This window comes from Geotalea uraniireducens (genome assembly GCF_027943965.1).
Classification (GTDB): Bacteria; Desulfobacterota; Desulfuromonadia; order Geobacterales; family Geobacteraceae; genus Geobacter; species Geobacter uraniireducens.
Genome location: NZ_AP027151.1, coordinates 2984855 through 3011569 on the forward strand (window position 1 = coordinate 2984855; position 26715 = coordinate 3011569).

23 protein-coding genes are annotated in these 26715 nt (G+C 64.2%); 7 read left to right on the forward strand and 16 right to left on the reverse strand.

What is annotated here, in order from left to right:
* Positions 1–100 precede the first annotated feature (100 nt).
* The 6 genes from QMN23_RS13900 to trpE form a co-directional block, all read right to left on the reverse strand.
* Complete coding sequence (locus tag QMN23_RS13900) at positions 101–712, reverse strand: phosphoribosylanthranilate isomerase (RefSeq protein ID WP_281999929.1); 612 nt, start codon at positions 710–712, stop codon at positions 101–103.
* A 45-nt stretch (positions 713–757) separates the two neighbouring features.
* The gene (locus QMN23_RS13905) at positions 758–2113 is read right to left on the reverse strand and encodes a TrpB-like pyridoxal phosphate-dependent enzyme (protein ID WP_281999930.1); all 1356 of its coding nucleotides are present in this window, start codon (positions 2111–2113) and stop codon (positions 758–760) included.
* Between the two features lie 47 nt (positions 2114–2160).
* Positions 2161–2961 carry an indole-3-glycerol phosphate synthase TrpC gene (gene trpC / locus QMN23_RS13910; RefSeq protein ID WP_281999931.1) on the reverse strand — a complete coding sequence of 267 codons (801 nt, stop codon included), beginning with the start codon at positions 2959–2961 and terminating at the stop codon, positions 2161–2163.
* Between the two features lie 59 nt (positions 2962–3020).
* Positions 3021–4073, reverse strand: a complete 1053-nt coding sequence (gene trpD / locus QMN23_RS13915) for an anthranilate phosphoribosyltransferase (RefSeq protein ID WP_281999932.1) — start codon at positions 4071–4073, stop codon at positions 3021–3023.
* Positions 4074–4140: 67 nt separating this feature from the next.
* Positions 4141–4710, reverse strand: a complete 570-nt coding sequence (locus tag QMN23_RS13920; protein ID WP_281999933.1) for an aminodeoxychorismate/anthranilate synthase component II — start codon at positions 4708–4710, stop codon at positions 4141–4143.
* 1 nt (position 4711) lies between these two features.
* Positions 4712–6190: an anthranilate synthase component I gene (trpE, locus tag QMN23_RS13925; protein WP_281999934.1), complete on the reverse strand. Its 1479-nt coding sequence runs from the start codon at positions 6188–6190 to the stop codon at positions 4712–4714.
* A 217-nt stretch (positions 6191–6407) separates the two neighbouring features.
* Here trpE and htpG point away from each other — a divergent pair, with 217 nt between their 5' ends.
* The 3 genes from htpG (at position 6408) to QMN23_RS13940 (ending at position 10212) form a co-directional block, all read left to right on the forward strand.
* Entirely contained in the window at positions 6408–8360 is a 1953-nt protein-coding gene (gene htpG, locus QMN23_RS13930; protein ID WP_281999935.1) for a molecular chaperone HtpG, read from the forward strand.
* A 166-nt stretch (positions 8361–8526) separates the two neighbouring features.
* Positions 8527–8790, forward strand: coding sequence for a hypothetical protein (locus QMN23_RS13935; RefSeq protein ID WP_281999936.1), 264 nt, complete (start codon positions 8527–8529; stop codon positions 8788–8790).
* Positions 8791–8928: 138 nt separating this feature from the next.
* Positions 8929–10212: an O-acetylhomoserine aminocarboxypropyltransferase/cysteine synthase family protein gene (locus tag QMN23_RS13940; protein WP_281999937.1), complete on the forward strand. Its 1284-nt coding sequence runs from the start codon at positions 8929–8931 to the stop codon at positions 10210–10212.
* A gap of 79 nt (positions 10213–10291) precedes the next feature.
* Here QMN23_RS13940 and QMN23_RS13945 read toward each other — a convergent pair whose 3' ends face one another.
* The 3 genes from QMN23_RS13945 to QMN23_RS13955 form a co-directional block, all read right to left on the reverse strand.
* Positions 10292–11245 carry a homocysteine S-methyltransferase family protein gene (locus tag QMN23_RS13945; RefSeq protein WP_281999938.1) on the reverse strand — a complete coding sequence of 318 codons (954 nt, stop codon included), beginning with the start codon at positions 11243–11245 and terminating at the stop codon, positions 10292–10294.
* Positions 11246–11275: 30 nt separating this feature from the next.
* Positions 11276–12058, reverse strand: a complete 783-nt coding sequence (locus tag QMN23_RS13950) for a SagB/ThcOx family dehydrogenase (RefSeq protein ID WP_281999939.1) — start codon at positions 12056–12058, stop codon at positions 11276–11278.
* A 135-nt stretch (positions 12059–12193) separates the two neighbouring features.
* Positions 12194–12580, reverse strand: a complete 387-nt coding sequence (locus QMN23_RS13955) for a hypothetical protein (protein ID WP_281999940.1) — start codon at positions 12578–12580, stop codon at positions 12194–12196.
* A gap of 302 nt (positions 12581–12882) precedes the next feature.
* Between QMN23_RS13955 and QMN23_RS13960 the strand changes: the two genes are divergently transcribed.
* Both QMN23_RS13960 and QMN23_RS13965 read left to right on the forward strand, forming a co-directional pair.
* Positions 12883–13713, forward strand: coding sequence for a substrate-binding domain-containing protein (locus QMN23_RS13960; protein ID WP_281999941.1), 831 nt, complete (start codon positions 12883–12885; stop codon positions 13711–13713).
* A gap of 15 nt (positions 13714–13728) precedes the next feature.
* Entirely contained in the window at positions 13729–15828 is a 2100-nt protein-coding gene (locus QMN23_RS13965) for a diguanylate cyclase (protein ID WP_281999942.1), read from the forward strand.
* 76 nt (positions 15829–15904) lie between these two features.
* Here QMN23_RS13965 and QMN23_RS13970 read toward each other — a convergent pair whose 3' ends face one another.
* Positions 15905–19351 (reverse strand): pyruvate carboxylase, encoded by a 3447-nt coding sequence (locus QMN23_RS13970; protein WP_281999943.1) that lies wholly within the window; start codon positions 19349–19351, stop codon positions 15905–15907.
* Between the two features lie 271 nt (positions 19352–19622).
* Here QMN23_RS13970 and QMN23_RS13975 point away from each other — a divergent pair, with 271 nt between their 5' ends.
* Complete coding sequence (locus QMN23_RS13975) at positions 19623–20633, forward strand: peptidylprolyl isomerase (RefSeq protein WP_281999944.1); 1011 nt, start codon at positions 19623–19625, stop codon at positions 20631–20633.
* 107 nt (positions 20634–20740) lie between these two features.
* Here QMN23_RS13975 and QMN23_RS13980 read toward each other — a convergent pair whose 3' ends face one another.
* The 6 genes from QMN23_RS13980 to QMN23_RS14005 form a co-directional block, all read right to left on the reverse strand.
* On the reverse strand, positions 20741–21511 hold the full coding sequence (locus tag QMN23_RS13980; protein WP_281999945.1) for a slipin family protein: 771 nt from the start codon (positions 21509–21511) through the stop codon (positions 20741–20743).
* Positions 21512–21583: 72 nt separating this feature from the next.
* Entirely contained in the window at positions 21584–22885 is a 1302-nt protein-coding gene (locus QMN23_RS13985) for an NfeD family protein (RefSeq protein WP_281999946.1), read from the reverse strand.
* A 69-nt stretch (positions 22886–22954) separates the two neighbouring features.
* On the reverse strand, positions 22955–23977 hold the full coding sequence (locus QMN23_RS13990) for an ADP-ribosylglycohydrolase family protein (protein WP_281999947.1): 1023 nt from the start codon (positions 23975–23977) through the stop codon (positions 22955–22957).
* A gap of 40 nt (positions 23978–24017) precedes the next feature.
* On the reverse strand, positions 24018–24785 hold the full coding sequence (locus QMN23_RS13995) for an SDR family NAD(P)-dependent oxidoreductase (protein ID WP_281999948.1): 768 nt from the start codon (positions 24783–24785) through the stop codon (positions 24018–24020).
* A 99-nt stretch (positions 24786–24884) separates the two neighbouring features.
* Positions 24885–25628, reverse strand: coding sequence for an endonuclease/exonuclease/phosphatase family protein (locus QMN23_RS14000; RefSeq protein ID WP_281999949.1), 744 nt, complete (start codon positions 25626–25628; stop codon positions 24885–24887).
* On the reverse strand, positions 25625–26044 hold the full coding sequence (locus QMN23_RS14005; protein ID WP_281999950.1) for a hypothetical protein: 420 nt from the start codon (positions 26042–26044) through the stop codon (positions 25625–25627). The genes QMN23_RS14000 and QMN23_RS14005 overlap by 4 nt, the downstream gene beginning before the upstream one ends.
* Before the next feature lie 212 nt (positions 26045–26256).
* Here QMN23_RS14005 and QMN23_RS14010 point away from each other — a divergent pair, with 212 nt between their 5' ends.
* A complete protein-coding gene (locus QMN23_RS14010; RefSeq protein WP_281999951.1) occupies positions 26257–26712 on the forward strand; it encodes a ferritin family protein in 456 nt (151 codons plus the stop codon).
* The last annotated feature ends 3 nt before the right edge of the window (positions 26713–26715 follow it).

The window sequence follows — 26715 nt, forward strand, 5'->3', positions numbered from 1 at the left end:
GTTTTCGTCGCGCCGGCGCGTGCGCAGAATCGAGAAAAGGGGATGGAATCACTTCCGTCCCCTTTTGCTCACCTCGTCCCGAGTTACGGGTATCGACGCTTCAAAGCCCCTTCGCCCGGCGGATGAACTCCCGCACCTTGGCCGGGTCTTTTTTCCCCGGCCCGCTCTCGACGCCGCTGGAGACATCGACGGCGTAGGGGATAACCGTCTTCACCGCCTCGCGGACATTGTCCGGCGTCAGCCCGCCGGCAAGGATGATCGGCCCGTACGCCTTGGCGACCTTGGCGGCCTCCCAATTGAAGGTCAGGCCGGTGCCGCCGTATGCCTTGGGCGAATAGGCATCGAGAAGAAAGGCGGCGGCCCGGTAATGGCGGATCGGGTCGAGGCTGGAGATATCCTTGACCCGGAACGCCTTGATCACCCGCCGGGCAACCTTGTCGCAAAAAGCAGGGGGTTCGTCGCCATGGAGCTGCACCAGGTCGAGCCGGCAGAAGTCGGCCGTCCGGTTGACGAAGTCGGTGGGACGGTTGACGAACAGGCCGACGGTCTGGACGAAGGGGGGGAGCTGGCCGATGATTCCCGCCGCCCCCTCCGGATCGATACAGCGGGGGGACTCCGGATGGAATACAAAACCGAGGGCATCGGCCCCGGCGTCAATCGCTACCCGGGCATCCTCGATGGTGGTAATGCCGCAGATTTTGACCCGAACCATGGTTCCCCCCGGCGGGACGGCGTGTTACCCGTCCCCAGCCCGTTCCTACACGTTCACCTGCGGCAACCGCTCCAGCGAAGCCCGGATCAGCGCCTCGGGATATTCGTAATCCTCGAGCCCCCCCGACAGGTAGGCGTCATAGGCTCCCATATCGAGCTGACCATGGCCGGAAAGGCCGAAGAGGATGGTCTTCTCCTTTCCCTCCTCCTTGGCCAGCACCGCCTCGTCGATGGCCGCCCGCACCGCGTGGGACGACTCGGGCGCCGGAACGATCCCCTCGCTCCGGGCGAAGAGCAGCGCCCCCTCGAAGCAGGCGGTCTGTTTGTAAGCCTTCGCCTCGATGGCGCCGGCATGGTACAGTTGGGAAACGAGCGGCGACTCGCCATGGTAACGGAGCCCGCCGGCGTGGATTCCCGGCGGCACGAAGTCGTGACCGAGGGTATACATCATGGCGATCGGCGCCATCTGGGCGGTGTCGCCGTAATCGAAGGCGTAGACTCCCTTAGTCAGGGTCGGGCAGGAAGCGGGTTCCACCGCCAGACAGCGGACCTGCTTGCCGGTCGCCCGGTCGGCAATGAAGGGGAACGCCAGGCCGGCGAAGTTGGAACCGCCGCCGCAGCAGGCAATGACCACGTCCGGATAGGTGCCGGCGATCGCCATTTGTTCCTTCGCCTCCAGGCCGATGACCGTCTGGTGGAGACAGACATGGTTGAGGACGCTCCCCAGGGCGTAGTTGGTATCCGGATGGCTGGCGGCATCCTCCACCGCCTCGGAGATGGCGATGCCGAGGCTCCCCGGGCTCTCCGGATCGTGGGCGAGGATCGTCCGGCCGGCGTTGGTGAACTCCGACGGCGACGGGATCACCTCCGCCCCCCAGAGCTGCATCATGCTCCGCCGGTACGGTTTCTGGGTACAGGAAACCTTGACCATGTAGACCGTGCACTCCAGGCCGAACAGCGAGCAGGCCAGTGCCAGCGAACTCCCCCACTGCCCGGCACCGGTCTCGGTGGCCAGCCGGCGGATCCCCGCCTGTTTGTTGTACCAGGCCTGGGGGATGGCCGAGTTCGGCTTGTGGGAGCCGGCGGGGGAAACACCTTCGTACTTGTAGTAAATCTTCGCCGGCGTGCCGAGGGCCTGCTCCAGCCGGTACGCCCGGAACAACGGCGACGGCCGCCAGGAGCGGTAAATGTCGCGGACCTCGTCGGGAATCGGAATCCACCGCTGGGTCGATACCTCCTGTTCGATCAGCGCCATCGGGAAGATCGGCAAGAGATCGTCGGGAGTCACCGGCTGCAGGGTCCGGGGATTGATGACCGGCGCCAATGGGCCCGGCAGATCGGGGATGATGTTGTACCAGGCCTTCGGGATATGGCTCTCGTCGAGCAGGATTTTGGTCTGCACGGTCGGACTCCTTTCGGGATGAATTCAACACTGCCCGGCAGGCCGGGTCAGCCTAGCAATTCCTGCAACTTGGCGCCGATATCACCCTCGCGCATCAGCGACTCGCCGATCAAAAAGCCGCGCGCCCCGGCCCGTTGCAGACGGAGAATGTCGGCCCGGCCGGTCAGGCCGCTCTCGGCCACCACGAAGCGGTCGGCGGGGATCTGCGGCAGGAGCCGCTCGGTAACCGCCAGATCGGTGACGAAGGTCCGCAGGTCGCGGTTGTTGATCCCGAGCAGCCGGCAGTCGGTTTGCAGCGCCGTCGCCAGTTCCCGTTCGTCATGGACCTCCAGGAGCACGTCGAGGGAGAGTTCCCGCGCCAGACCGGCCAGTTCTTCGATCTGGGGGAGTTCCAGCATGGCGGCGATCAGCAGGATCGCGTCGGCGCCCGCCGCCCGGGCTTCGTAAACCTGGTAGGGATCGAAGAGGAAATCCTTGCGCAGGAGCGGTAGCCGCACCTGTTCGCGGATCAGCGCCAGGTAGCGCAGGTGGCCGAGGAAGAAGCGCTCCTCGGTCAGCACCGACAGGCAGGCGGCCCCGTTGGCTTCGTAGATTTCGGCGATGGTCAGCGGATCGAAATCGGGGCGGATCACCCCCTTGCTCGGCGACCCCTTCTTTACCTCGGCGATCAGCGCCGTCCAGCCCGAATCGGCACAGTCGGTCAGCGCCCGGAGAAAGCCGCGGGGCTGGTCCTCCAGGTCGGCGATCCGATTGCGGAGCTCGGCCAGCGGCACCGCGGCAACGGCGGCGGCCAGTTCGTCCCGTTTGTGGGCGACAATTTTTTTCAGAATGTCGGGAGTATCGGTCATTGGGTCTTCCGCGCGGCGCCACTGAAGGGTGCCGAAATGGTGGCGGGGCGGCCGCCGGGTTATTCGTTGGTCAGGGCGATCAGCTTCTCCAGCTGCGCCAGGGCACGGCCCGAATCGATCGCCGCGGCGGCCATGGCAAGGCCAGCAGCCGGCTCCGGCGCCTTGCCGGCGGCCACCAGGGCAAAAGCGGCATTGAGCAGCACCACATCACGTTTCGGCCCGGGTTTGCCGGAGAGCACCTCCCGAACGATCAGCGCATTCCCCGCCGCATCGCCGCCGAGCAGATCCGCCGCCTGGCAGCGGGCAAGGCCCAACTCTTCGGGAGCGACGAGGCGCAGCGTTACCCCTGCCGGAGTCACCTCCGCCACCCGCGTTTCGCTGGTGAGGGTCATCTCGTCCATCCCGTCGAGGCCGTGGACCACGAAACCGCGCCGACAGCCGAGCCGATGGAGGACATGGGCCAGGGTTTCCACCAGATCCTCGCGATAGACGCCGAGGACCTGACAGTCGGCGCCGGCCGGATTGGTCAGCGGACCGAGGATATTGAAGATGGTCCGGATACCGATCTCCTTGCGCGGACCGATGGCATACTTCATCGCCCCGTGCAGGGCGGGGGCGAAGAGAAAACCGACGCCGATCTCCCGGATGCACCGTTCGACGGTCTCCGGGGTCACATCGAGGTTGACGCCGAGGGATTCGAGGACATCGGCGCTACCGCAGGCCGAGGAGACGGAGCGATTGCCGTGCTTGGCGACCATCACCCCACACGCCGAGACGACGAAGGTGACGGTAGTCGAAATATTGAAGGTATTGGTGCCGTCGCCGCCGGTGCCGACGACATCGAGAATCGTCTCCCGGTCGATATTGATATCGTCCCGGTCGAGATCGAGGATGTTCCGCCCGACCCGGATCGGGGTGGCCCGGTCGCGCATCACCCGGGCTGCGCCGGTGATCTCGGTGACCGTCTCCCCTTTCATCCGCAGGGCGGTGATGAACGCCGCGATCTGGGCGGGGGTCGCCCCGCCGGACATGATCTGGTCCATGACCTCGATCATCTCCGCTTCGGTCAGGTCGTGCCGCTCGACGACTTTCGCAATGGCTTTCTTGATCATGAATTTGTCCTGTAGAGACCCCGTGGGTGTCCGTCATCAGGCAGACACAGGGGCCTGCCCTGCACGATCACCGTGTCATGGTGAGGAAATTGCGCAGTAACTCCATCCCCCCCTCGGTAAGGATCGATTCGGGATGGAACTGAACCCCCCAGACCGGCAGTTCCCGGTGGGCGAGCCCCATGATTTCTCCTTCCTCGACCCAGGCGGTGATTTCCAGGCAGGGAGGGAGAGTGGCCCGCTCCACGACCAGCGAATGGTAGCGGGTGGCGTTGAAGGGGTTAGGCAGCCCGCGGAACAGCCCCTGGCCGTTGTGGTGGATTGGCGAGGTCTTGCCGTGCATCAGGGTGCTGCTCCGGGCGACCCGGCCGCCGAAAGCGGTGCCGATCGACTGGTGGCCGAGGCAGACGCCGAGGATCGGCAGTTTGCCGGCGAAGTGGCGGATGGCGGCCACCGAAATTCCCGCCTCCTCGGGGGAGCAGGGCCCGGGGGAGATGACGAGCCGCGCCGGCTGCAGCGCCGCGATCTCCTCCAGGGTGATCCGGTCGTTGCGGTAGACCCGCACCTCCTCGCCGAGTTCGCCGAAATACTGGACGATGTTGAAGGTAAAGGAATCGTAGTTGTCGATCATCAGCAGCATGTCAGTCCAGGCCCCTCTCCGCCGCCTCGATGGCTTTGACGACGGCCATCGCCTTATTGACCGTCTCCTGGTATTCGGCGGCGGGCACCGAATCGGCGACGATCCCCGCCCCCGCCTGGAGATGGACCAGGCCGTCGCGGATCACCAGGGTGCGGATGGCGATCGCCAGGTCCATATTGCCGGAAAAGGAGAAGTAGCCGACCGCCCCACCGTAAATCTCCCGGCGCACCGGCTCCAACTCGTCGATGATCTCCATCGCCCGGACCTTCGGCGCCCCCGAGAGGGTACCGGCGGGGAAGGTGGCCCGGACCACGTCGAAGACGTCCCGCCCCTCTTCCAGTTCTCCCTGGACGTTGGAGACGATGTGCATGACGTGGGAATAGCGCTCCACCACCATCAGTTCGGAAACCCGCACCGTCCCGGTCCGGCAGACCCGGCCCAGGTCGTTTCGCCCCAGGTCGACCAGCATCACGTGCTCGGCCCGCTCCTTGGGATCAGCCAACAGCTCCTCCTCCAGCCGCCGGTCCTCCGCCGCCGAGGCGCTCCGCGGCCGGGTGCCGGCGATGGGACGGAGTTCGACCTTCGTCCCCTCCTTGCGCACCATCACCTCCGGCGAAGCGCCGACCACCAGGGTATCGTCCAGACGGAGGAAAAACATGTAGGGAGAAGGATTGAGGGTCCGGAGCACCCGGTAGATATCGAGGGGGTCCACGGTCAACTGCCCGGAGAAGCGCTGCGACAGCACCACCTGAATGATGTCGCCGGCCCGGACGTACTCCTTGCACTTCTCCACCGCCGTTTCGAAGTCGGCCCGGCTGACGTTGGAAGCGAACGAAACGCTGCCGGTCGCCGGCCGGGGAGCGGCCGGAGCGAGGGGGGTGCGCAGCCGGGCGATGATCGCCTCGATAGTGGCGGTCGCCGCGGCGTAGGCCGCCTCGGGGGTGACGCTGCCGTCCAGGTGGGCGTTGGAGACGACCTTGATCTTCTGCCGGACGTTGTCGAAGATCAGGATGGTATCGGTGATCAGAAAGTAGGAATCCCAGGCGCCGATGGTAGCCGGCTTGTCGCTCGGCAGCCGCTCGAAGTGGCGGACCATGTCGTAGCCGAGATAGCCGACGGCGCCGCCGAAAAAGCGCGGCAGCCCGGGGATCTCCACCGGCTGGTAGCGGGCCAGCTGGTCGCGGACGAAGGCCAGCGGATCGGCCACCGTCTCGCGGTGCACCGTTTCGCCGGCGCTGACGATCTCCACCTCATTCCCCCGGGAGCGGATGACCACCGTCGGGCTGGCGCCGAGGAAGGTATAGCGCCCCCACTTCTCCCCCCCCTCGATACTTTCGAGCAGGAAGGAGAACCGGCCGTCGTCGATCTTGCGGAAGGCGCTGACCGGCGTATCCAGATCGGCCATAATCTCCCGGTAGACGGGGATCAGGTTTCCCCGGGCGGCCAGGGAACAGAACGTTGGGTAATCAGGGAAATACACGGCAGGCTCCACAAAACCGGCTCGGGGTAAAGGAAACGACCGGGTTGGAAATGGTTTAAACTAACACAGCGCCCGGGGGGTGTCAAGCCGCGGAAACAGCCGGTCCGACGCCCCCCGGAATGGTCGCGGAGAAGATTGGCCCTTGAAATTGCCCGCCGGGATGTTTAGGTTGTAGGGGTCTTTCGAATCAACCCACGCAAAGGAGAAGCCCAGTCCCATGAGCAAGACCGTGAAAAAGTTCGAAACGGAGGTCCAGCAGCTGCTCGACCTCGTGATCCACTCCCTCTACTCAAACCGCGATATCTTCCTCCGCGAACTGATCTCCAACAGCTCCGACGCCATCGACAAGGTCCGCTTCGAGTCCCATTCGAACATGGCGGTCCTGGAGGGTGACCCGGAATTCAAGATCAAGCTGATCCCCGACAAGGAGGCCGGCACCCTCACCATCCGCGACAACGGCGTCGGCATGACCGCCGAGGAGGTCGAACGGAACATCGGCACCATTGCCCACTCCGGGACCAAGGCGTTCCTCACCAATCTCAAGGAGCAGAACGTCGCCGAGCATCCGGAGCTGATCGGCCAGTTCGGGGTCGGCTTCTACGCCTCGTTCATGGTCGCCGACCGGGTCATCCTCGTCACCCGCCGGGCCGGTCACGACCGCGATGCCGGGGTCCGCTGGGAGTCGACCGGCGACGGCTCCTATACCATCGAAGCGTGCGACAAGGCCGGACGCGGCACCGAGATCACCCTCCACCTGAAGGAAGACCTCAAAGAGTACCTGGACGAATGGCGAATCCGCTCCATCGTCAAGAAGTATTCGGACTACGTCCAGTACCCGGTGGTGATGGACGTTACCCGGACCGAGGTGCCGAAGGGGGTCAACGGCGAGGAGATCGAGGGGGCCGGCACCATCGAGAAGACCGAGGAGGAGACCCTCAACTCGATGCAGGCGATCTGGACCCGGGCAAAGAGCGAGATCAGCGAAGAGGAATATGTCGAATTCTACAAGCACATCTCCCACGACTTCGACAAGCCGCTCAAGACGATCCACTACGCCGCCGAGGGGACCAGCGAATTCAAGGCGCTCCTCTACATCCCGGCCCACAAGCCGTTCGACCTTTTCTACCCCGACCGGAAGCGGGGGGTGCAGCTCTATGTCCGGCGGGTCTTCATCACCGACAACTGCGAGCATCTCGTCCCCGAATACCTCCGCTTCATGAAGGGGGTGGTCGACTCCAGCGACCTGCCGCTCAACGTTTCCCGGGAGATCCTCCAGGAAGACGTCCAGATCAAGCGGATCCAGAAGAACCTGGTTGGCAAGGTTCTTTCGACCCTTGGCGAAATGAAGGAGAAAGAGCCGGAGGAGTACTGCTCCTTCTACCAGGAATTCGGCCCGGTGCTCAAGGAAGGGGTCCACTTCGATTACGCCAACCGGGACAAGCTTCAGGAGCTGCTCCTTTTCGAAAGCACCACGACCGAGGCCGGCGCCTTCGTCTCGCTCGAGGAGTACACCGAGCGGATGGCCGAAGGACAGCAGGAGATCTATTACATTACCGGGACGAGCCGGGCGGCCCTGGAGCAGTCCCCCCACCTGGAGATCTTCCGCAAGAAAGGGTACGAAGTGCTTTTCCTGACCGATCCGGTGGACGAATGGGTGGTCCAGGGGCTCACCGAGTACGCCGGCAAAAAGCTGAAGGCGGCGGACCGGGGCGACGTCTCGCTGGCAAGCGACGAGGAGAAGAAGGAACAGGAAGCGAAGCAGGAAGAAGCGGCCAAGCAGTATGGCGCGCTGCTCCAGTTCATCAACGGCAAGTTGGCCGACCGGATCAAGGAGGTTCGCCTGTCGAACCGCCTCACCGACAGCGCCTGCTGCCTGGTAGCCGATGAATACGGCATGAACGCCAATATGGAGCGGATTCTCCGGGCGATGAACCAGGAGGTGCCGGACTCGAAACGGATCCTGGAACTGAACCCCGATCATCCGCTGCTGCAGGTGCTCACCGCCATCTACGAGAAAGACCAGGCGAACCCGCGCCTCGCCGACTACTGCGATCTCCTCTACGATCAGGCACTGTTGACCGAGGGTTCGCCGATCAAGGACCCGCTCCGCTTCACCCGGCTCGTCTCCGAACTGATGGTCAGCGACGGCAAGACCCTGACCGGCCGGTAACGGCGAGCACATCACCCGACGCAGGAAAGGGGGCAGCCGCCCCCTTTCCTCTTTCTCCCCCCCGATAACGAGCTAGTATTACTGAAACATTTCGCCACAGTTTAAACTTAAGACATATTCTGTCGTACCCATCCGGTTAACTGGTAAAAAACCGGGGAGGTGCAACATGATCTATCTCACGACCGACAGCATGGACCAGGCAGTCTACTTCGACCTGCGCAAGACCGAACAGCGCCGCCGCCACGGCGACACCGGCCGGACCCTCTACGGGCTGGTCGGCAACGGGATCACCGAAGTACCGGTAACGGTCGAAAACTGGCGCGACTGGACCGGGATCGTTTTCGGCAGCGGCGAACTGTTCTCCTTTGTCGACGAACGCAACATCCGGCGGATGCTCGGCGAAGTGGCCCGGGAGCTGGAGCTCCACTGAGCAGGCCGCTCTCTCCTCGCCCCTACTTTGCTGTTTGCCGGCGGCACGTTATCTGTTATGATGACGTCCCCCGGTGGCCCGCGGCGCCGCCAGCGGGAGCCGCGAGCGCGGCACCTTCAGCACCGAAAGGAGACGGAGATGAGCAGTTCATGGAAAATCGAGACCCAGGCCATCCAGGGGGGGTACGACCCCAAGCCCGGTGACCCGCGGGTCGTCACCATCTGCCAGAGTACTACCTTCAAATACGACAGCGCCGATTACGTTGCCAAGCTTTTCGACCTGGAAGTACCGGGCTTTTTCTACACCCGGCTCGGCAATCCGACCACCGACGCCTTCGAACAGCGGCTGGCGATGATGGAGGGTGGGGTCGGCGCCCTCGGCACCTCGGCGGGCCAGGCGGCGACGACCCTGGCGATCTTCAACATCTGCAAGGCCGGCGAGCATTTCGTCACCGCCAGTACCCTCTACGGCGGCACTTACAACCTCTTTGCCAGCACCCTCCCCAAGATGGGGATCGAGGTAACCTTCGTCGATCCGGAAGCCGACGCCGCCGAGATCCTGGCCGCTTTCCGCCCCAACACCCGGGCGCTGTTCGCCGAAACAATCGGCAACCCGGGACTGAACGTGCTCGACTTCGCCAAGTTCAGCGCCATCGCCCAAGAGAAGCAGGTGCCGCTGATCATCGACAGCACCTTCGCCACCCCGTACCTCTGCCGCCCCTTCGAGCACGGCGCCAACATCGTCGTCCATTCGGCCACCAAGTACATCGACGGGCTGGCCACCAGCGTCGGCGGGGTAATCGTCGACGGCGGCAATTTCAACTGGGACAACGGCCGCTACCCGGAACTGACCGAGCCGGACCCCTCCTACCACGGCCTGCAGTACGCCAAGACCTTCGGCCCGCTGGCCTACATCGTCAAGGCCCGGGTCCAGCTGATGCGCGATCTCGGTGCCGTCCCCAGCCCCTTCAACTCGTTCCTCTTCGCCCAGGGGCTACAGACCCTGCCGCTCCGGATGCAGCGGCACAGCGACAACGCCCTGGCGCTGGCCACCTACCTGGAACGGCACCCCGCCGTCAGCTGGGTCAACTACCCCGGCCTCCCCAGTCATGCCAGTTACGAACTGGCCAGAAAGTACCTGCCGCGAGGGGCCAGCGGGGTTCTGACCTTCGGCATCAAGGGGGGCGCCGCCGCCGGCAAGAAATTCATGGAGGCGTGCAACCTGATCGCCCTGGTGGTCCATGTGGGTGACGCCCGGAGCTGTGTGCTCCATCCGGCCAGTACCACCCACCGGCAGCTGAGCGAGGAGCAGCAGATCGCCTCCGGGGTCACCCCCGACCTGATCCGGCTGTCGGTCGGCATCGAGCATATCGACGACATCACCGCCGACGTGGAACAGGCCCTCGCGGCCAGCCAGCGCTGAACGCGCCGGCATCGTCAGGAAACGAAAAAAGCCCACCGGCAGCGGTGGGCTTTTTTAATGCGGCGCAGAACGCGGGGGATCAGCGGCGGATCAAGGTGGCGAGCCGGTCGGCCAAGGCGGCAATGTGCCGGCCGTCGGTGCCACAGCAGCCGCCGAGGAGCCGCATACCGAATTCCGCATGGAGCGCAGCGACAGCGGCGGCGAAGTCGTCCGGCGGCTCGGTCACCAGCTCCGGATGCTCGTCGAGTTCCTCGGGACTAAGGGCGGCGGTGTTGGCCAACAGCCCGAGCAGCCGGGCCCGGACGGCAGGGAGGTCATTCCCCGGCTGGCAGATCGCCCGGCGGAAAATCGAGGCATGGCTGCAGTTGACCAGATAGCCGAGCGGCCGCGGCCGTACCGCATCGTCGATGATGGCGAGCGCCCGGTGGAGTGGCGTGCCGTCGAGCAGGGTGCCGGTGGGACGGATAACGAAGCTGACGATGTACGGCAACCCGGTGGCCGCCATTGCCTGAGCCAGCCCCGCCGCTTCGGCGCAGCCGGGCAGGGTCGAAGCGAGGAGCAGATCGACACCGGCGGCAGCCAGGGCTTCGGCCTGGAAGCGGTGAAACTCCCGAGCCGCTTCGGTGGACTGCCCTTCCCGAGGGTTGTAGGCGTCGCCCCGGCAGCTCAGCAAGCCGCAGATGAAAATCTGCCCGGCATAGGGCCCATAGCTTCGGCGCAGGGCGTCGAGGAAACGGAAGTTGTCGCCGTTGACATCGCGGTCGGCCAGGCCGGCCCGCGCCAGCCGTTCACGGTTGGCGCGCCAGGTCGGGGTGGAGAGGAGCATCGGCAGCCTGTAGTGCTCCCCGGCAGCCAGATACTGGCGGTAGATCGTCTCCAGCGCCGCCCGCCCCGCCGGTTCATACACGAACGCGGCGTTGACCAGCTCGGGGTGGAGCTCGACGGCAAACTCCCGCCGCAACCGCTCGATGACCGCCCCCTCGCCGAGGATCACCGGCGCCGTTTGCAGTAGCTCGGCAAATGATGCCCCCATGCGGTTACCTCCCTGCCGGTAGTCGTCCGCTCAGTAATCGACCGCCGGAGCGATGGTGAACTTCGGTTTCCCCTCGTTGCCGCCCGACTCCGCAGGAGCTTCCGCAGCCGGCTTCGGCGCCGGTTTCCGAACCGGCGTTGCCACCGGCTTCACCGCCTCGCCACGCGGATAGCCGACCGACTGGGCAAGCACCACCCGCTGCTCGGGCCGCAGTCCCATCGCCTTGGCCAGGGCCTGGCCGTCCAGCGAAGCCCGGGCGACCGTCGCCAGCCCTTCCGCGGCACAGAACAGATAGACATTCTGGCTGATATAACCGGTATCGATGGCGGCATAGAACGGTTTCTCCTCGGCCCGGGCCTCGCCCATCCGGCCGTAATCGGCCACGAAGACGAGATTAAGCGGCGCCTCGGCCACGAACGGCTGCTGGCCGGTCAGCGCCCGGATGTCCCGGTCGGCTACCTGCTCCAGTTGCTGCTCGGCCGGCCGGTAGAGGAACAGACCGTCGGCGGTGGCCAGGTAGATGTCGATCTCCTGCCAGTTCATCGCCGACGGGACGGTCCGGCCGCCGCTTTCCGGCCGGTTGATCCCGGCGGCAGCCCAGAGCAGATTAGAAACGAGCTGCGGCGACAGCTTGGTCGGAGCAAACTCCCGGCTGCTGTGACGCTGGGCCAGTGCCTCCATGAGCGGCGCCCCGCCGCCCCGCAGCGGCGCCGGCAGTTGAATCGGCGCCCCGGCCCAGGCGGCGGCCGGCGGCAACGTCAGCAGCAACGCCAGCGCAACACGGGACAGCCGTCCCGTTAACCTCTTCTTCATCGCAGTTCCTCCTCTCGCCGTTCTCCGCCCCCGCACTGGGAACCAGCCAACGGAATGAAAAAAAGTACCAAGCCGGCGGATCGCTACCGCGATGACCGCCGGCCTGGAAAGGACCGTTTCCGGGCGGGAAACAGCCTAATGGGAAGTCCCCTGCCCTTCGCCCTGGGCTGCCGCCGTGCGCATCGCCATCTTGGCCTGCTCGATCGCCTCCAGCTCCTTGAGCTTTTCCCCGAGCCAATTGTGAAAATCGCGGGCGGTCTGGTAGTTGAGCACCACCCCGGCCGGGACGAACCGGACGAGGCTCTGGCCGAGATCGTCGGGCTCGACGGCGGTTTCGGGACCGATCGTGCCGTTGGGGTTGATCTGGTGGGTAATCTCGTTGGGGAGCGGCGGCCGTTCGAGATAGAAGTTGACGACCAGTTCGCCGCGGGGCGAAACGCCGCCATGGGCGCCATTGACATAGATGGGATTGTAATCGTAGGTAAAGATGTACTTGAAAGTCACTTCCGGTTTGTTCGCCACGTGCAGATCTCCTTTGTGCAAATTGCCCGGCACCGCCCGCCGTCCGGCAGCATGGCCGGTGCGCCCGCCGGGGACGGCAGGGTGTCGGTTTCCCCCTCTTTTACCACGTTCCGGCGCCGGATTCGAGATTTTTTCGGCACCGGACCGGCGGAGTTTCCTCCGCGGCGTCCGTTGCCGACGCCGGCAAGGCCGCCGGCCGCCATTCCTCTCCCCACCGTGCGGGAAATACCTTGAAATAAAAGATTAAATAATGCAAATTAAAGTAACCACAGAAAGCAAATCCCGTGGGGAGCGATTAGCCTATGAAACGATTACCGGACGGAATACTCGCCCGGACGGTGTTGCTGGCCGTGGCACTCGGACTGCTGCTGGCGATGGAGAGCCGGGCGGAAACTCTGGTTGTGGCCGGTTCGGGCTCCAATCTCTCGGCGACGCGGATCCTGATCAGGGAATTTCTCCGGCAGCACCCGGAAATCGATCTTGCCGAACCGACCAACGTCGGCTCCAGTGGCGCGGTCAGGGCGGTAGCCGAAGGGGCGATCTCCCTCGGCCTCATCTCGCGGCCGTTGCGCGACGCCGAACGACAGTTGCCGCTAACCGTCGTCCCTTTCGCCCGGACGGCGCTGGTGATCGGCGCCCACCCCGGCGTAGCGGACCGGGGGCTGACATCCGCCGAGCTGCTCGCCATCTACCGGGGGACAAAGTCGACCTGGGGAAATGGCCGGCAGATCATCGTCCTGACGCGGGAACCGGGTGACAGTACGATCGAGGTCCTCGAAGAAAAGATCCCCGGTTTTCGGGAAGTCTACCAGCAGAGTATCCGCGCCAACCGCTGGACCATCATCATGAAGGACGAAATCATGAACCGCCGGCTCCGGCAGCTACCGGACGCCCTCGGTTTTTCCGATGTCGGCGCCATCACCTCGCAACGGCTGGCCATCAAGGTTCTCCGCTTCAACGGTGTGGCCCCCACGCCGGAGAACGCGGCCAGCGGCGCCTATCCTCTCGTCAAGACCTTGTCGTTTGCCTATCGCCGGGGGAAAGTAACCCCGGCGGCCAAGGCGTTCATAGCCTTCGCCCGCTCAGCCACGGCCCAAAGCATCCTCCGCCGGCACGGCTATCTCGGTTACTAGGGGGGACTGGCGGCAATGAAGCAGCCGGTGACGATCAACCTGGAACATTTTTTCGCCAAGCGCCTCTATCCGCTGGCCCTGGGGATCAGCCTGCTCATCAGCCTGCTCTTCCCCGTGACGTTTTACCTCGTCGAATACCAGGGGCTTAAACGTTCCGCCACCCTTTACGCACAGAATACCGCCGAACAGTTGAAGGGGGTGATCATCGAAACGCGGGCGCTCTGGAAATACCAAATCTACCGGTTTGCCGAGCTGACCCGCGACCTGTCGAACGACAAGGAGGTAATCCTGATCCGCGTCTTCGACGAACGGGGCGCGCCAATCTCCAACTACCATTTTGCCAGCGAAGCGGCCAGCTCGTGGTGGAATCGCCACCCTCCGGAAGGAACGGCGCCGATCATCTTCAACAACCGGCACCTCGGCCGGGTCAGCATCGGTGTTTCCCAACAGCGACTACTGCTCGAAACCGCCGCTCTGTTCGCCGTCTCGGTGGCGACCGGCCTGCTGCTCGGCTCTCTCACCTATTTTTTCCCGTTGAACGTCGTCAGGAAACTGGAAGCGGAGTTGCAGGACCTCTTCGACCGGCTCCGGAAAGCGGGGCGCGACAGCGACCAGCTGCGCCAGGCGGCCCAAGCCTCGGAGCGCCGGCTGCGGGAACTGATCGAAGGACTCGACGCCATCGTCTGGGAAGCAGACCCGGGCGAGGGCCGCTTCACCTTTGTCAGCCACCAGGGAGAGGAGCTCTTTCGGATCGGTGTCGAACAATGGCTGGCCGGCGATGATTTTTTCGCCGGCCAGATCGCCCCCGCCGACCGGGAGCGGGTCGTCGCCGCCTATCGGCAAACGTGCCGGACCGGCGCCAGCCGGCAGCTCGAATATCGGCGGCTGGCCGCCGATGGCAGTCCGGTCTGGATCCAGGACAACCTGCGCCTGGTGACGGACGATCAGCAAAAATGCCAACTGCGCGGGGTGATGGTCGATATCTCCACCAAGAGAACCGCCGATGAGGCGCTCCGCCAGGCGAACACCGAACTGACCCACTCTATCGACGCCCTGGAACGGCGGAACCGGGAAATCTCGCACCTGCATGAATTGGGAGAGATGCTTCAGTTGTGCCGCAACCTCGACGAGGCCTACCACATTGTCTCCATCGCGGTCAGAAACCTCTTCCGGACTGAAGCCGGCGCCATCTATATGCTGAACGACGCCGGCCGCCGCTACGAGCTCGCCATCGACTGGGGAAAACAACCGTCTCATCCCACCGCCTTCCCGGTCGAAACCTGCCGGGCACGGCGCCGGGACGAGCCATTCGCCGCCGAGCCCGCCCAGCCACGCTGCAGCAATACCAACTGCAGCTTTTCCCGCGACTACGTCTGCATTCCAATGGTCGCCCAGGGGGACACCATGGGGTTGCTCAACCTGAAAAGTCCCGACCTGCATGGGCACTCCGAGTTGAACAGCGGGGCCGGGCACTCGCCGGACCTGCAGCTGGCAGTCACCGTCGCCGAGCATGTGGCGTTGGCAATCGCCAATCTCAAGCTGCGCGAAACCCTGCGCGACCAATCGATCCACGACGCGCTGACCGGGCTCTTCAACCGCCGCTTCATGGAAGAGGCGCTGGCTCGGGAAATCTCCGTCGCCCAGCGGCGGGGAAGCGCCTTCAGCCTGATCATGATCGACCTGGACCATTTCAAGCGGGTCAACGACACCTTCGGCCACGACGCCGGCGACACCCTCCTCCGCGAGTTCGGCATATTCCTCCTGAGCAACGTTCGCGAGTACGACATCGCCTGCCGTTACGGCGGCGAGGAATTCATCTGCATTCTCCCCGAAACACTGCCGGAACATGCGGAAGAGCGGGCCGAAGAACTCCGGGACCGGATCGCCGCCCGCCGGTTCGAACATCTCGGGCGGGCCCTCGGCCGGGTTACCATGTCCATCGGCGTCGCCGCCTATCCCCACCACGGCAGCACCAAGGACCGGCTGTTCAAGGCCGTCGACGAGGCACTCTACCGGGCCAAGGAGGATGGTCGCGACAGGGTCTGCCTGGCGAAGACGCCGCCGGCCTCCGCTGCCGGCTCGGAAGGAGCGACGTCGGCAATGCCCGGGACGTAGCCGCGCTGCCGGCAAAAACAAAGGGCCGCCCACCGGGGCAGCCCTTTGTCGTATTCGCGGCAGGCGAAGGAGAAAGTTATGCCATAACCACCACCAGGTCTTCCTTCTCCACCTTGTCCCCTTCCTTGAACTTCACCTCGGCGATGACGCCATCCTCCTTCGCCTTGATGTTCGTTTCCATCTTCATCGCCTCGGTCACCAGAAGCACGTCGCCGGCCTTGACCGCGTCGCCCGCCTTGACGTTGAGCTTCAACACCTTGCCGGGCATCGGCGCGCCGAGATGCTTGGCATTTCCCTTGTCGGCCTTCTCCCGGACCACCTCGTCGGTCTGCACCGACTGGTCGCGGACGACCACCTGCCGCTGCTGGCCGTTCAGCTCGAAGAAGATGTGGCGGGTCCCGTCGGGGTGGACCTTGCCAATGGCGTTGAGCTTGATGATCAGGGTTTTTCCCGCCTCGATCTCGATGGAGGTCTCCTGCCCCGGTTCCAGGCCGTAGAAGAAGATCGGCGTCGGGATCACCGAGGTATCCGAGTACTCCTGGCGATGTTTGTCGAATTCGGGGTACACGTGGGGATAGAGGATGTACGACATCAGCGCCTTGTCGTCCACCGAATGGCCGACCTTCGCCTCCAGCTTCTCCCGCTCCTCGTCAAAGTCGACCGGTTCCAGCAGTTCGCCGGGGCGACAGCTGATCGGCTCTTCGCCGCGGAGGATGATCTTCTGCAACTCGCCGGGCCAGCCACCGTACGGCTGGCCGAGCATCCCCTTGAACATCCCGACCACCGACTCGGGGAAGGTGAGCTCGTCACCCTTGGTGAAGACGTCCTCCGGCTGCAGGTTGTTTTTAACCAGGAACATCGCCATGTCGCCGACCACCTTGGACGACGGGGTCACCTTGACGATGTCGCCGAAGAGCAGGTTCACCTTGTGGTACATCTCCTTGCACTCTTCCCAACGGTCGAGGAGGCCGAGCCCGGCCACCTGCGGCTTGTAGTTGGAGTACTGGCCACCGGGGATCTCGTGATGATACACCTCGGCGGTGCCGCTTTTGAGCCCCGACTCGAAGGGGGCGTAGTAATCGCGGACCGTCTCCCAGTAGTTGGCCAGCTTCTGCAGGCCGTCCTCGTTGACCCGTGGGTCCCACTCGGTGCCGTGGAGCGCCGCCACCAGGGCGTTCAGGTTCGGCTGGGCGGTCAACCCGGAGAGCGACGACAGCGCGGCATCGACGATGTCGACTCCGGCCTGGCAGGCCATCAGCAGGGTGGCGCTGCCGTTCGAGGAGGTATCGTGGGTATGGAGATGCACCGGAATGCCGATGTTCTCCTTGAGCGCCTTCACCAGCTGGAAGGCGGCGAACGGCTTGAGAAGCCCCGCCATGTCCTTGATGGCCAGGATGTGGGCGCCCATTTTCTCCAGCTCCTTGGCCAGGGAGACGTAGTAATCGAGCGGATACTTGTTTCGCGCCGGATCGGTGATGTCGCCGGTATAGCAGATGGAGGCCTCGCAAATCTTGCCCGACTTGCGCACCGCCTCCATGGCCACCTTCATCCCGGTGGTCCAGTTCAGCGAGTCGAAAACCCGGAAGATGTCGACGCCGGAGGAAGCCGCCTCCTCGACAAAGCGCTGCACCACGTTGTCCGGATAGTTGGTGTAGCCGACGGCGTTGGAGCCGCGCAAAAGCATCTGGAAGAGGATGTTCGGGATCAGTTCGGAGAGCTTGTGCAGTCGCTGCCAGGGGCACTCCTTGAGGAAGCGCATCGACACGTCGAAGGTCGCCCCGCCCCACATCTCCAGCGAAAAGAGGTCGGCGCCGAGGTAGGAGGTCGGCTCGGCGATCTTCAGCAGGTCGGAGGTCCGAACCCGAGTGGCCAGGTTCGACTGGTGGGCGTCGCGCATGGTGGTATCGGTCAGGAGCAGCTTCTTCTGCTCCAGGATCCACTTGGAGAGTCCTTCCGGCCCGAGTTTCATCAACAGATCGCGGCTGCCCGTCGGCCGGGGCTTGGCGAAATCGACCTCCGGCACCTGGGCTTCCATGAGCTCGGCAGACTTGAGCGGCTTGACGATCCCCGGCGAGCCGTTGACGACGACCTCGCCGAGGAAGCTGAGAATCTTGGTGGCCCGATCGCGCTTCTCGTGGATCTGCAAAAGCTCGGGATGTTTGTCGATGAACGAGGTGTCGCAGCCGCCGGCCAGGAAGACCGGATGGGTCACCACGTTCTCCAGGAACGGAATATTGGTCTTCACCCCGCGGACCCGGAATTCCTGGAGCGAGCGGTTCATGATCCGCGCCGCTTCGACGAACGACAGCCCCCAGGCGCTGACCTTGACCAGCAGCGAATCGTAGTGGGGGGTAATGTGGGAACCGGTAAAGGCATTACCGGCGTCGAGCCGTACCCCGCACCCCGCCGAAGAACGATAGGTGGTGATCGTCCCGAAGTCCGGGGCGAAGTTGTTGGTCGGATCCTCGGTGGTGATCCTGCACTGGATGGCGTAGCCGCGTTTGCTGACGTCCATCTGGGTGGTAATGCCAATCTCCGGGTCGGAAAGGCGGTGCCCCTCGGCGACCAGGATCTGCGCCTGCACCAGGTTGCGGCCGGTGATCATCTCGGTGACGGTATGTTCCACCTGGATCCGCGGGTTCATCTCGATAAAGTAGTGGCTCCCCTCCTTGTCGATGAGGAACTCGACCGTCCCGGCGTTGCGGTAACTGACCTGACTGGCGATCTTCAGCGCGTCGGCGCAGATCGCGCTCCGCTGCTGCTCGGTGAGACAGAGGGAAGGAGCGAACTCGACCACCTTCTGGTGGCGGCGCTGGATCGAACAGTCGCGCTCAAAGAAATGGACCAGGTTGCCGTGACCGTCGCCGAGGACCTGAACCTCGATATGTTTCGGGTTCTCGATGTAGCGTTCGAGGAAGACCGCCGGGTTGCCGAAGGCCGCTTTCGCCTCGCTCCGGGCGCTGGTCAACCCTTCCAGAAGCTCCTTCTTGTTGCGGGCGACCCGCATGCCGCGGCCGCCGCCGCCGGCCGCCGCCTTGATGATGATCGGGTAACCGTGCTGCTTGGCGAAAATCAGCGCCTCTTCCTCATGCTCGGTCGGCTCCTCGGTTCCCGGGACCACCGCCACCCCGGCCGCCACCGCCACCTTGCGGGCCGCCACCTTGTCTCCCAGCGCCCGCTGCATCTCCGCCGTCGGGCCGATGAAGGCGATCCCCGCCGCTTCGCAGCGCTCGGCAAATTCCGGATTCTCGGAGAGAAAGCCGTAGCCGGGGTGAATGGCGTCGACGTCGGCCTTGAGCGCGAGGGTGATGATCTCTTCGATCCCGAGATAGGCGTCGATCGGCGCCTTCCCCTTGCCGACCAGATAGGCCTCGTCAGCCTTGTAACGGTGGAGCGACAGCTTGTCCTCCTCCGAGTAGATGGCTACCGTGCTGATTCCCAATTCGGTACAGGCGCGAAAGATGCGGATTGCGATCTCGCCGCGGTTCGCCGCCATGACTTTTCTGAACTTCCGTTTATCCATCCGGACCCCCTTGCGGTTTTTAAGCAAAATAAAACAAATCTATTACGGCTAAAACTTTACCGACACTAAAATTATTCCGTTATTTTAAATAGTTACATCAAGAATACCCATGGAGCATAAAACCAGATTGCGTTTTCATTGTCAACGATAAACTTACGTTCTAAAAGCTGCCAAAAGCGAATGCCCACCGCCAATTTTTTTCGTTACAATCCAGGCGCGAGATGGTACCATTTAACAGATTTGTCCAACCTACCAAAGGAGAACAGACGGCATGAACTGTAAGAAATCGTTTTTTTCACGTCTGACAACCATGGCGGCACTTTTCACGCTGACCGGCGTTGTCTCGGCGTTCGGCGCCGAAGCCCCGGCGGCAAAGCCGGCCGAAGCAGTTTCCCCGACGACGGTTGTTGCCAAGGTCGACGGCATCGACATCACCCGGGGAGACGTTGACCGGGCGACCAAGATTCTCCTCCAGCAGAACCGGATGACCCAGCCGCTCGACGCCGAAACCAGCAAGAAAGTTGAAGAAGCCGCCCTCAATCAGCTGATCGCCAAAGAACTCCTCTATCAGGCCGGCAAGAAGCTGGAAATCAAAGATATCGACAAGAAGGTCGCGGAACGGGTCGCCCAGGGCAAGGCGCGCTTCCCTTCCACCGCCGAATACGAAAAGATGCTGAAGGAAGTATCGATGAACGACAAGGATGTCGAGACCTTTACCCGCGAGGAACTGGTCATCGACAACCTGCTCGACAAAGAGGTTTCCAGCAAGATCACGGTCACCGACGCCGAAGCGAAGAAGTTCTACGACGATAACCTCGATAAATTCAAGCGCGGCGAGATGGTCCGGGCCAGCCACATTCTGATCGGAGTCGACAAGGACGCGACGCCGGAAGCGAAGAAACAGGCCAAGGAAAAAGCCGAAGCGATCCTCAAGAAGCTGAAGGGGGGCGCCGACTTTGCCGCGCTGGCCAAGGATGATTCCACCTGCCCGAGCAAGGCGCGGGGCGGCGACCTTGGCTTCTTCGGCCGTGGCCAGATGGTGCCGGAGTTCGAAAAGGCCGCCTTTGCCCTGAAGCCGGGCGAAATCAGCGACGTGGTCGAAACCCAGTTCGGCTACCACATCATCAAGGTGACCGACAAGAAAGCGCCGGAAACCGTCAAGTTCGACGAAGTGAAAGAGCGGATCGACCAGTACCTCAAGCAGCAGAAGGTCCAGCAGGCGATCCAGCAGTACATCCAAGAGCTGCGGGGCAAAGCGAAGGTGGAAATCCTCACCCCCTAGCCGCCGCTACGCCGGGCGTTTCTCCCGGCTCGGCAACAACAGAGACAAAAAAGCCGCTCCGGATTCCCGGAGCGGCTTTTTTACTGTCCTGCCCGGCGCCCCGGCGGCTACTCTTTCCCGCCGCTTTTCTCCAGGAACATCTTGATCAGGTCGATCGGCACCGGAAAAATGGTCGTCGAATTCTTTTCCGCGGCGATCTCCGTCAGCGTCTGGAGATAGCGCAGCTGCAGGGAGGTCGGTTCGGTGGCCAGCACCCGTGCCGCCTGAGCCAGCTTTTCCGAAGCCTGGAATTCGCCGTCGGCATGGATGACCTTGGCCCGCCGCTCCCGCTCCGCTTCCGCCTGACGGGCAATGGCCCGCAGCATCTCCTGGGGAAGGTCGATGTTCTTCACCTCCACGGCAGTAACCTTCACCCCCCAGGGGCCGGTATGGCGGTCGAGGATCTGCTGCAGTTCCTGGTTGATCTTTTCCCGGTTGGCGAGCAGTTCGTCCAGTTCCACCTGGCCGAGCACGCTCCGCAAGGTCGTCTGGGAGAGCTGGCTGGTGGCATAGAGATAATTCTCCACCTCGACGATCGCCTTTTCCGGCGCCATCACCCGGAAGTAGATGACCGCCGACACCTTGACGGTCACGTTGTCGTGGGTGATGACATCCTGGGGCGGGACGTCGAGGGCGACAGTCCGCAACGACACCTTGACCAGCCGGTCGACGACCGGAATGATGAAAAAGAGTCCGGGCCCGCGGACCCCCGCCAGGCGGCCGAGCCGGAACAAGACCCCCCGTTCGTACTCGGCCAGGATCCGGACGGCGCTGGCGAGAAACATTACCAGCAGGACCAGCAGAAAGAGCAACGGCACATAATTCAATACGTCGAACATGAACGACCTCCGTAAGATCGGGACCCATCCCGCCACCGGCCGTGACTCCGTGCGGCGATAGTCACAGGGCGGTTACCGGACCGGCTCCGCCGATTTCTTCACCTTGAGCCGCATCCCCTCCACCGCCACGACCGTCACCGGCTCGTCACAGGCAACCGGCTCGTCGCTCCGGGCATCCCAGTATTCGCCATGGATGAAGACGTGGCCTTCGGGGGCAATGGCGGAAACCGCCTGCCCCGTCTCGCCGACCAGTCCCTCGCGGCCGGTGGTCGGCCGGCGGCGATGCGCCTGCACCGCCTTCGCCACCACCAGCAGAAAAAAGGCCGACACCGCCAGGACCGTCACGCCGATCACCGGCCACGACACCCGAAATGCCGCTGACGACGAATCGAAGAGGAACAGCGACCCGAGAACCATGGCAATCACCCCACCGCCGGCCAAAATCCCGTGGGAGACGATCTTAATCTCCGCGACGAAGAGGACCAGGGCCAGCAGGATCAGCAACACGCCGGCATAATTGACCGGCAGAGTCTGAAAGGCGAAAAAGGCGAGAATCAGCGAGATGCCGCCAACCACCCCCGGCAGGATGACCCCGGGGTTGGCAAACTCGAAGAAGAGGCCGAGAAAGCCGAGCATCATCAGTACATAGGCTACGTCGGGGTTGCCGATGGCATCCAGGATTCGTTCCCGCACGCCCATCGGCTCGGCACGGAAAGCGGCACCGGCGAGACGGAGCGTGATTTCCCTACCGCCATGGCTGACCTGACGACCGTCAAGCTTTTGCAGCAGCTCCGCCCGGTCGGTCGCCAGCAGATCGGCCACCCGCTCGGTCACCGCCTGCTCGGCCGGAATGGCCAGGCTTTCCCGGACCATCCGCTCCGCCACCTCCGGATTCCGCCCCCGCTGTTCGGCAAGGCCTCTGACGTAGGCCGCTGCATCGTTCAGCACCTTCTTCGCCATCACCGCGTCGGGCTTTTCGCCGATCGTCACCGGATGGGCAGCGCCGATGGTGGTCCCCGGTGCCATGGCGCAGATGTCGGCGGCCAGACAGATTACCGCCCCGGCGGAAGCGGCCCGGGCACCGGCCGGTGCCACATAGACCGCCACCGGCACCGGACTTGCCAGGATCGCCTTGACAATTTCCCGCATCGCCGTATCGAGACCGCCGGGAGTATCCAGTTCCACCAGAAGCAGCCGGTCACCGTCGTGGGAGGCCGCGGTGACGTTCCGCTGGAGATAGGCCGCGGTAACGGGATTGATCGTGCCATGCACCGTCAGGAGCCGCACCGTGTTGCCCGCCATGGCGGGTGACGGCAAGGGCGCAAGACAGAGCCAGACGAGCAGCAGCACGATGAGATGAATTGTGCGGTCCATACCGGCAAGTATACCCGTCCCCCCTCGCCAGTCAACGCGCCGCGGCAGCACTCCGGTTACAACCTCGATTCAGGACAGCGCCCGGGCCACCAGCCGGTCGGTCAGCGCGGCGATTTCTTCCCGGGCGGCAAGCCGCTCCCGCCAAGCGGCCGGAACCCCCGCCAGACCATGACGAGCGCCGAGCCAGGCGCCGATCAGCGCCGCCCGGCCGGCACTGTCCCCGCCGGCGGCTGCGGTGGCCAGGATCGCCGCGGCAAAATCGCCATCATGCCTGATGGCACAGTGGATCGCCGCCGGAAAACTGCTGGCCAGGGGGCACGATTGGCCGAAACGCCGGGTAACCTCCCCTACTTCCAGCGGGAGCGAGTCGCAGGCGGTCTCGATCTTGTCGCGCAACTCGGCGCCGTAGGCCGGATCGTGCTCCATGGCCCGGCCAGCGGCCAGCACCGCCCCTTCCAGTTTTTCACCCTGGAACAACCGGCGCAGGATCAGGGCATGGCACTTCATGTAAGCAACCGCCCGGCCGTTGTTCTGGCAGACCCGGGTCGCCGCTGTCACCGCCTCGTTGAGTGCCCCATCAGCCAAATGGGCGATCACTACCGGGACCAGCCGGGTCGCCGTCGCCGGCTGGTCGTCGTCGGCACCGTCCTGGAAGGCGTAGGGGGCGTCGGGCTGGGCCGCCCGGAACGCCCGGTAGTGCACCAGCGTCTCCCGGGTGGCATGGTCGAGGTAGCCGCCATAAGCGCCGCCGAACAGCTCGACGAAGCGGCGGCCGAAATCGGCCGGGTCGAAGCGCCCCAGTTCGGCCACCGACCTAAGCATCACCAGTGCGCCATCGCCGTAATGGGTGAACTCGCCCGGCATTTTGCCGGCATGGTAATACCCCGCGGCCGGCGCCTCGAACCCCTGAAGCCCGCCGGGAAAGCGGCGGGCCAATTCCGCCAGATCGTAGATCCAGTGGCTCCCCAGACAGGCCGCATCGCCGACAAATTGCCCCCAGACCGCGCCCTGGCACCGGTCGGCCAATGCCGGCTCGCCGACCTCGGCCACTTGTCGCCCTCCCACCTCAGGGCCATCGCTTCCGTGCGTCATCGTTTGCCTCCTTGCCGGCCGAGCGGCCGCTTCGCCTGAATCACTGGTTGCGACCGGCCATCACCCCACCGTCCACGTCCCAGATCGCCCCGGTCACCCAGCCGGCAGCCTCCGAGAGGAGGAAGGCGATGACCGCCGCCACATCCCGCGGCTGGCCGATCCGGCCGAGCGGGTGAAAGGCGTTGAAGGACTGCAGCGCATTATGGATTTCTTCCGGCCGGATGAAGGAACCGTAAATCGGTGTTTCCACCACCGCCGGAGCTACCGCGTTGACCCGGACGCCGTAATCGGCCAATTCCATCGCCAGTTGGCGGGTCAGGGCATGGAGCCCGGCCTTGGCCATCGAATAAGCGGAAGAGGGGGTCGCCTTGACCGCCTGGTGCGCCCACATCGACCCGATAAAGACAATAGCCCCGCCGCCGTTCGCCACCATGTTCTTCGCCACCTGCTGGGTAACGAAGAACAACCCGCGGTTAAGCGCATGGTAGGCGTCGTAGTCGGCACCGGTATGGTCGAGGAACGACTTGGGGGAAAAGACCCCGGCCGCGTTGACCAGACAGTTGACGCCGGGAAGCTTGTCGTTGATCTGGGCCAGCAAGGCCGTCAGATCATCCTCTTTCGTCAGGTCGCAACAACAGGTCCGCACCCGATCCGGTTCGACACAGCGCTGCCGCGCCTCTGCCAGCTTTTCCGGCCGTCGCCCGACCAGGGTCACCGTGGCGCCCGTCGCCACCAGCAACCGGGCGACTTCCAGCCCCATCCCGCTGCTTCCACCGACAATCAATGCATTCTTCCCCGAAAAATCCATTGTTCCACCTCCCGTATCAGCTGTCACGCGCCACGGCAGCCGGCCGGCCATAGTCCCTCGCCACCAGCCGGCCGCCCCGCGGGCGAAGAATTGTTAGGATCACGCCGGCAAAGATTCCGGCAACATCAGAACCGCCAGCAGCGGCAGATGGTCGGAAGCGACCCGAGCCATTCCCGCGGCTGGCACCTCGATCGCCTCAACCACCACACCGGGAGAAACGAACAGATGATCGATCCGGAGCAGCGGCCGCCGGCTCGGCCAGGTCCGTTCGACCCGACAGCCGGGGCAGAGCGACTCGGCATTGACGAACCGGGTGTCGAGCAGCCGGTGAACCGGCGAACCGGGCTGGGCATTGAAATCACCGCAGAGGATCACCGGCGGCCGACAGGCCGGGTTCCCCAGCCACTCCGGGCCGGTCAGCACTTTTGCCTGGGCAAGCCGATCCCGCGGCGTCAACCCCAGATGCGTGTTGATGACCTGGATGTTCTGTCCCGCCGCTTCGATTTCGACCCAGAGCGCCCCCCGGCGGGCTGGCGTCCGCCAGCGTCGGGAGCGGCGCAGGCCGCCGGCCTGAACCAGGGTCATTGGGAAGCGGCTGAGGATCACGTTGCCGCACCGTTCCCGCTCGATCCGGAAGGGGGCGCCGGCCAACGCCAGCCGTTCGGCGACCAGTGCCGCCTGGTCGCGGAGCGCCGGCCGGAGCTGCCCGCAGTCGACCTCCTGCAGGGCGACAATATCGGGCCGCAGCCCGGCAACAACCTCGGCAACCCGCTCCGGCGCGTGCCGGCGATCCTCGCCGGTACCGCGATGGATATTGTAGGTCATGACCCGGATGGCGTTCATGACGATGGGGAGCGCTCAAGCAACCGCAGGAAAAACGCCGTGCCGCCCCCCCAGGCGCCGTTGAGCAACAGGCCGGCCAGGAGCAGCAGCGGCTGGCCGCCGGCGGCAACCGGCTGGCCCTTCAGCGGAAAGACCACGAACCAGGCGACCAGGCTCGGCGCCAGGGCGCCAAAGAGGATGGCGACCTGCCAGTAGCCCATCCCGGCACGGGAGCGGATCACCAGCCGGAGCGGAATTCCCCACACCCCGCCCCAGAAGGCCAGCGAGAGAACTTGCGGAATATGTAAGGGAACCGTCGGCGCCAGCGAATAGGGCGCTGCCGACACCATACCGAGGCCGTGGAGGATGCCAAGCATCCCCTGGTGAAAGACGAGCGTCGACGCAAATCCCGCCCAGAACGCCTTGAGCACTTTCATTCCCCACCTCCGTAACGGACCGTCGTTACGGATAGCTTATCCTGCCCGGCACCGTTGTCCAGAGGCGTACGGAATTCGCTGCCGGCCCGGCTGTCGACACGCAACCTTTACAAATATTGACTATGTCCGGCGGCCCGACAGTGCTAGACTGGCTCCCGGCCCTTGGCGGGCACGGCAGGACAATCGGCTGGCGGATGCGGAGGGATGGTACGATGGAAAGTTTTGCAGAGGAGGCGCTGCGGCTGGCGATTCACACGGAAAAGAGCAGCCACGACTTTTACCGGTATGCCGCCGGGAGGGCCAAAAACGAAGCGGTCAGGGAAATATTCGCCCAACTGGCCAGCGAGGAGGCGGAGCACATGGCGGCATTCCTCGCCCGCTACGAAGGAGACGACATACTCCAGCTGCAGGATACGGGGGAGGCGCCCGGCTGTCCCGATCCCCGCCGCTATGGGGAACTGGTCGGGGCGATCGACAGCATCTTCGACGAGGCGCAGGCGCTCAGACTGGCCCTCGGCGAAGAGCAAGCCTGCATCGACAGCTACACCGTCCTGGTGGAAACCTTGCGCGAACCCGAGTTACGGGCGATCTTCGAGCAGGCGCTCGACGACACCCGCCGGCACTATGAGCAGCTCCGCCAGCAGTATCTCCGCTTCGCCGAACCGTGACGG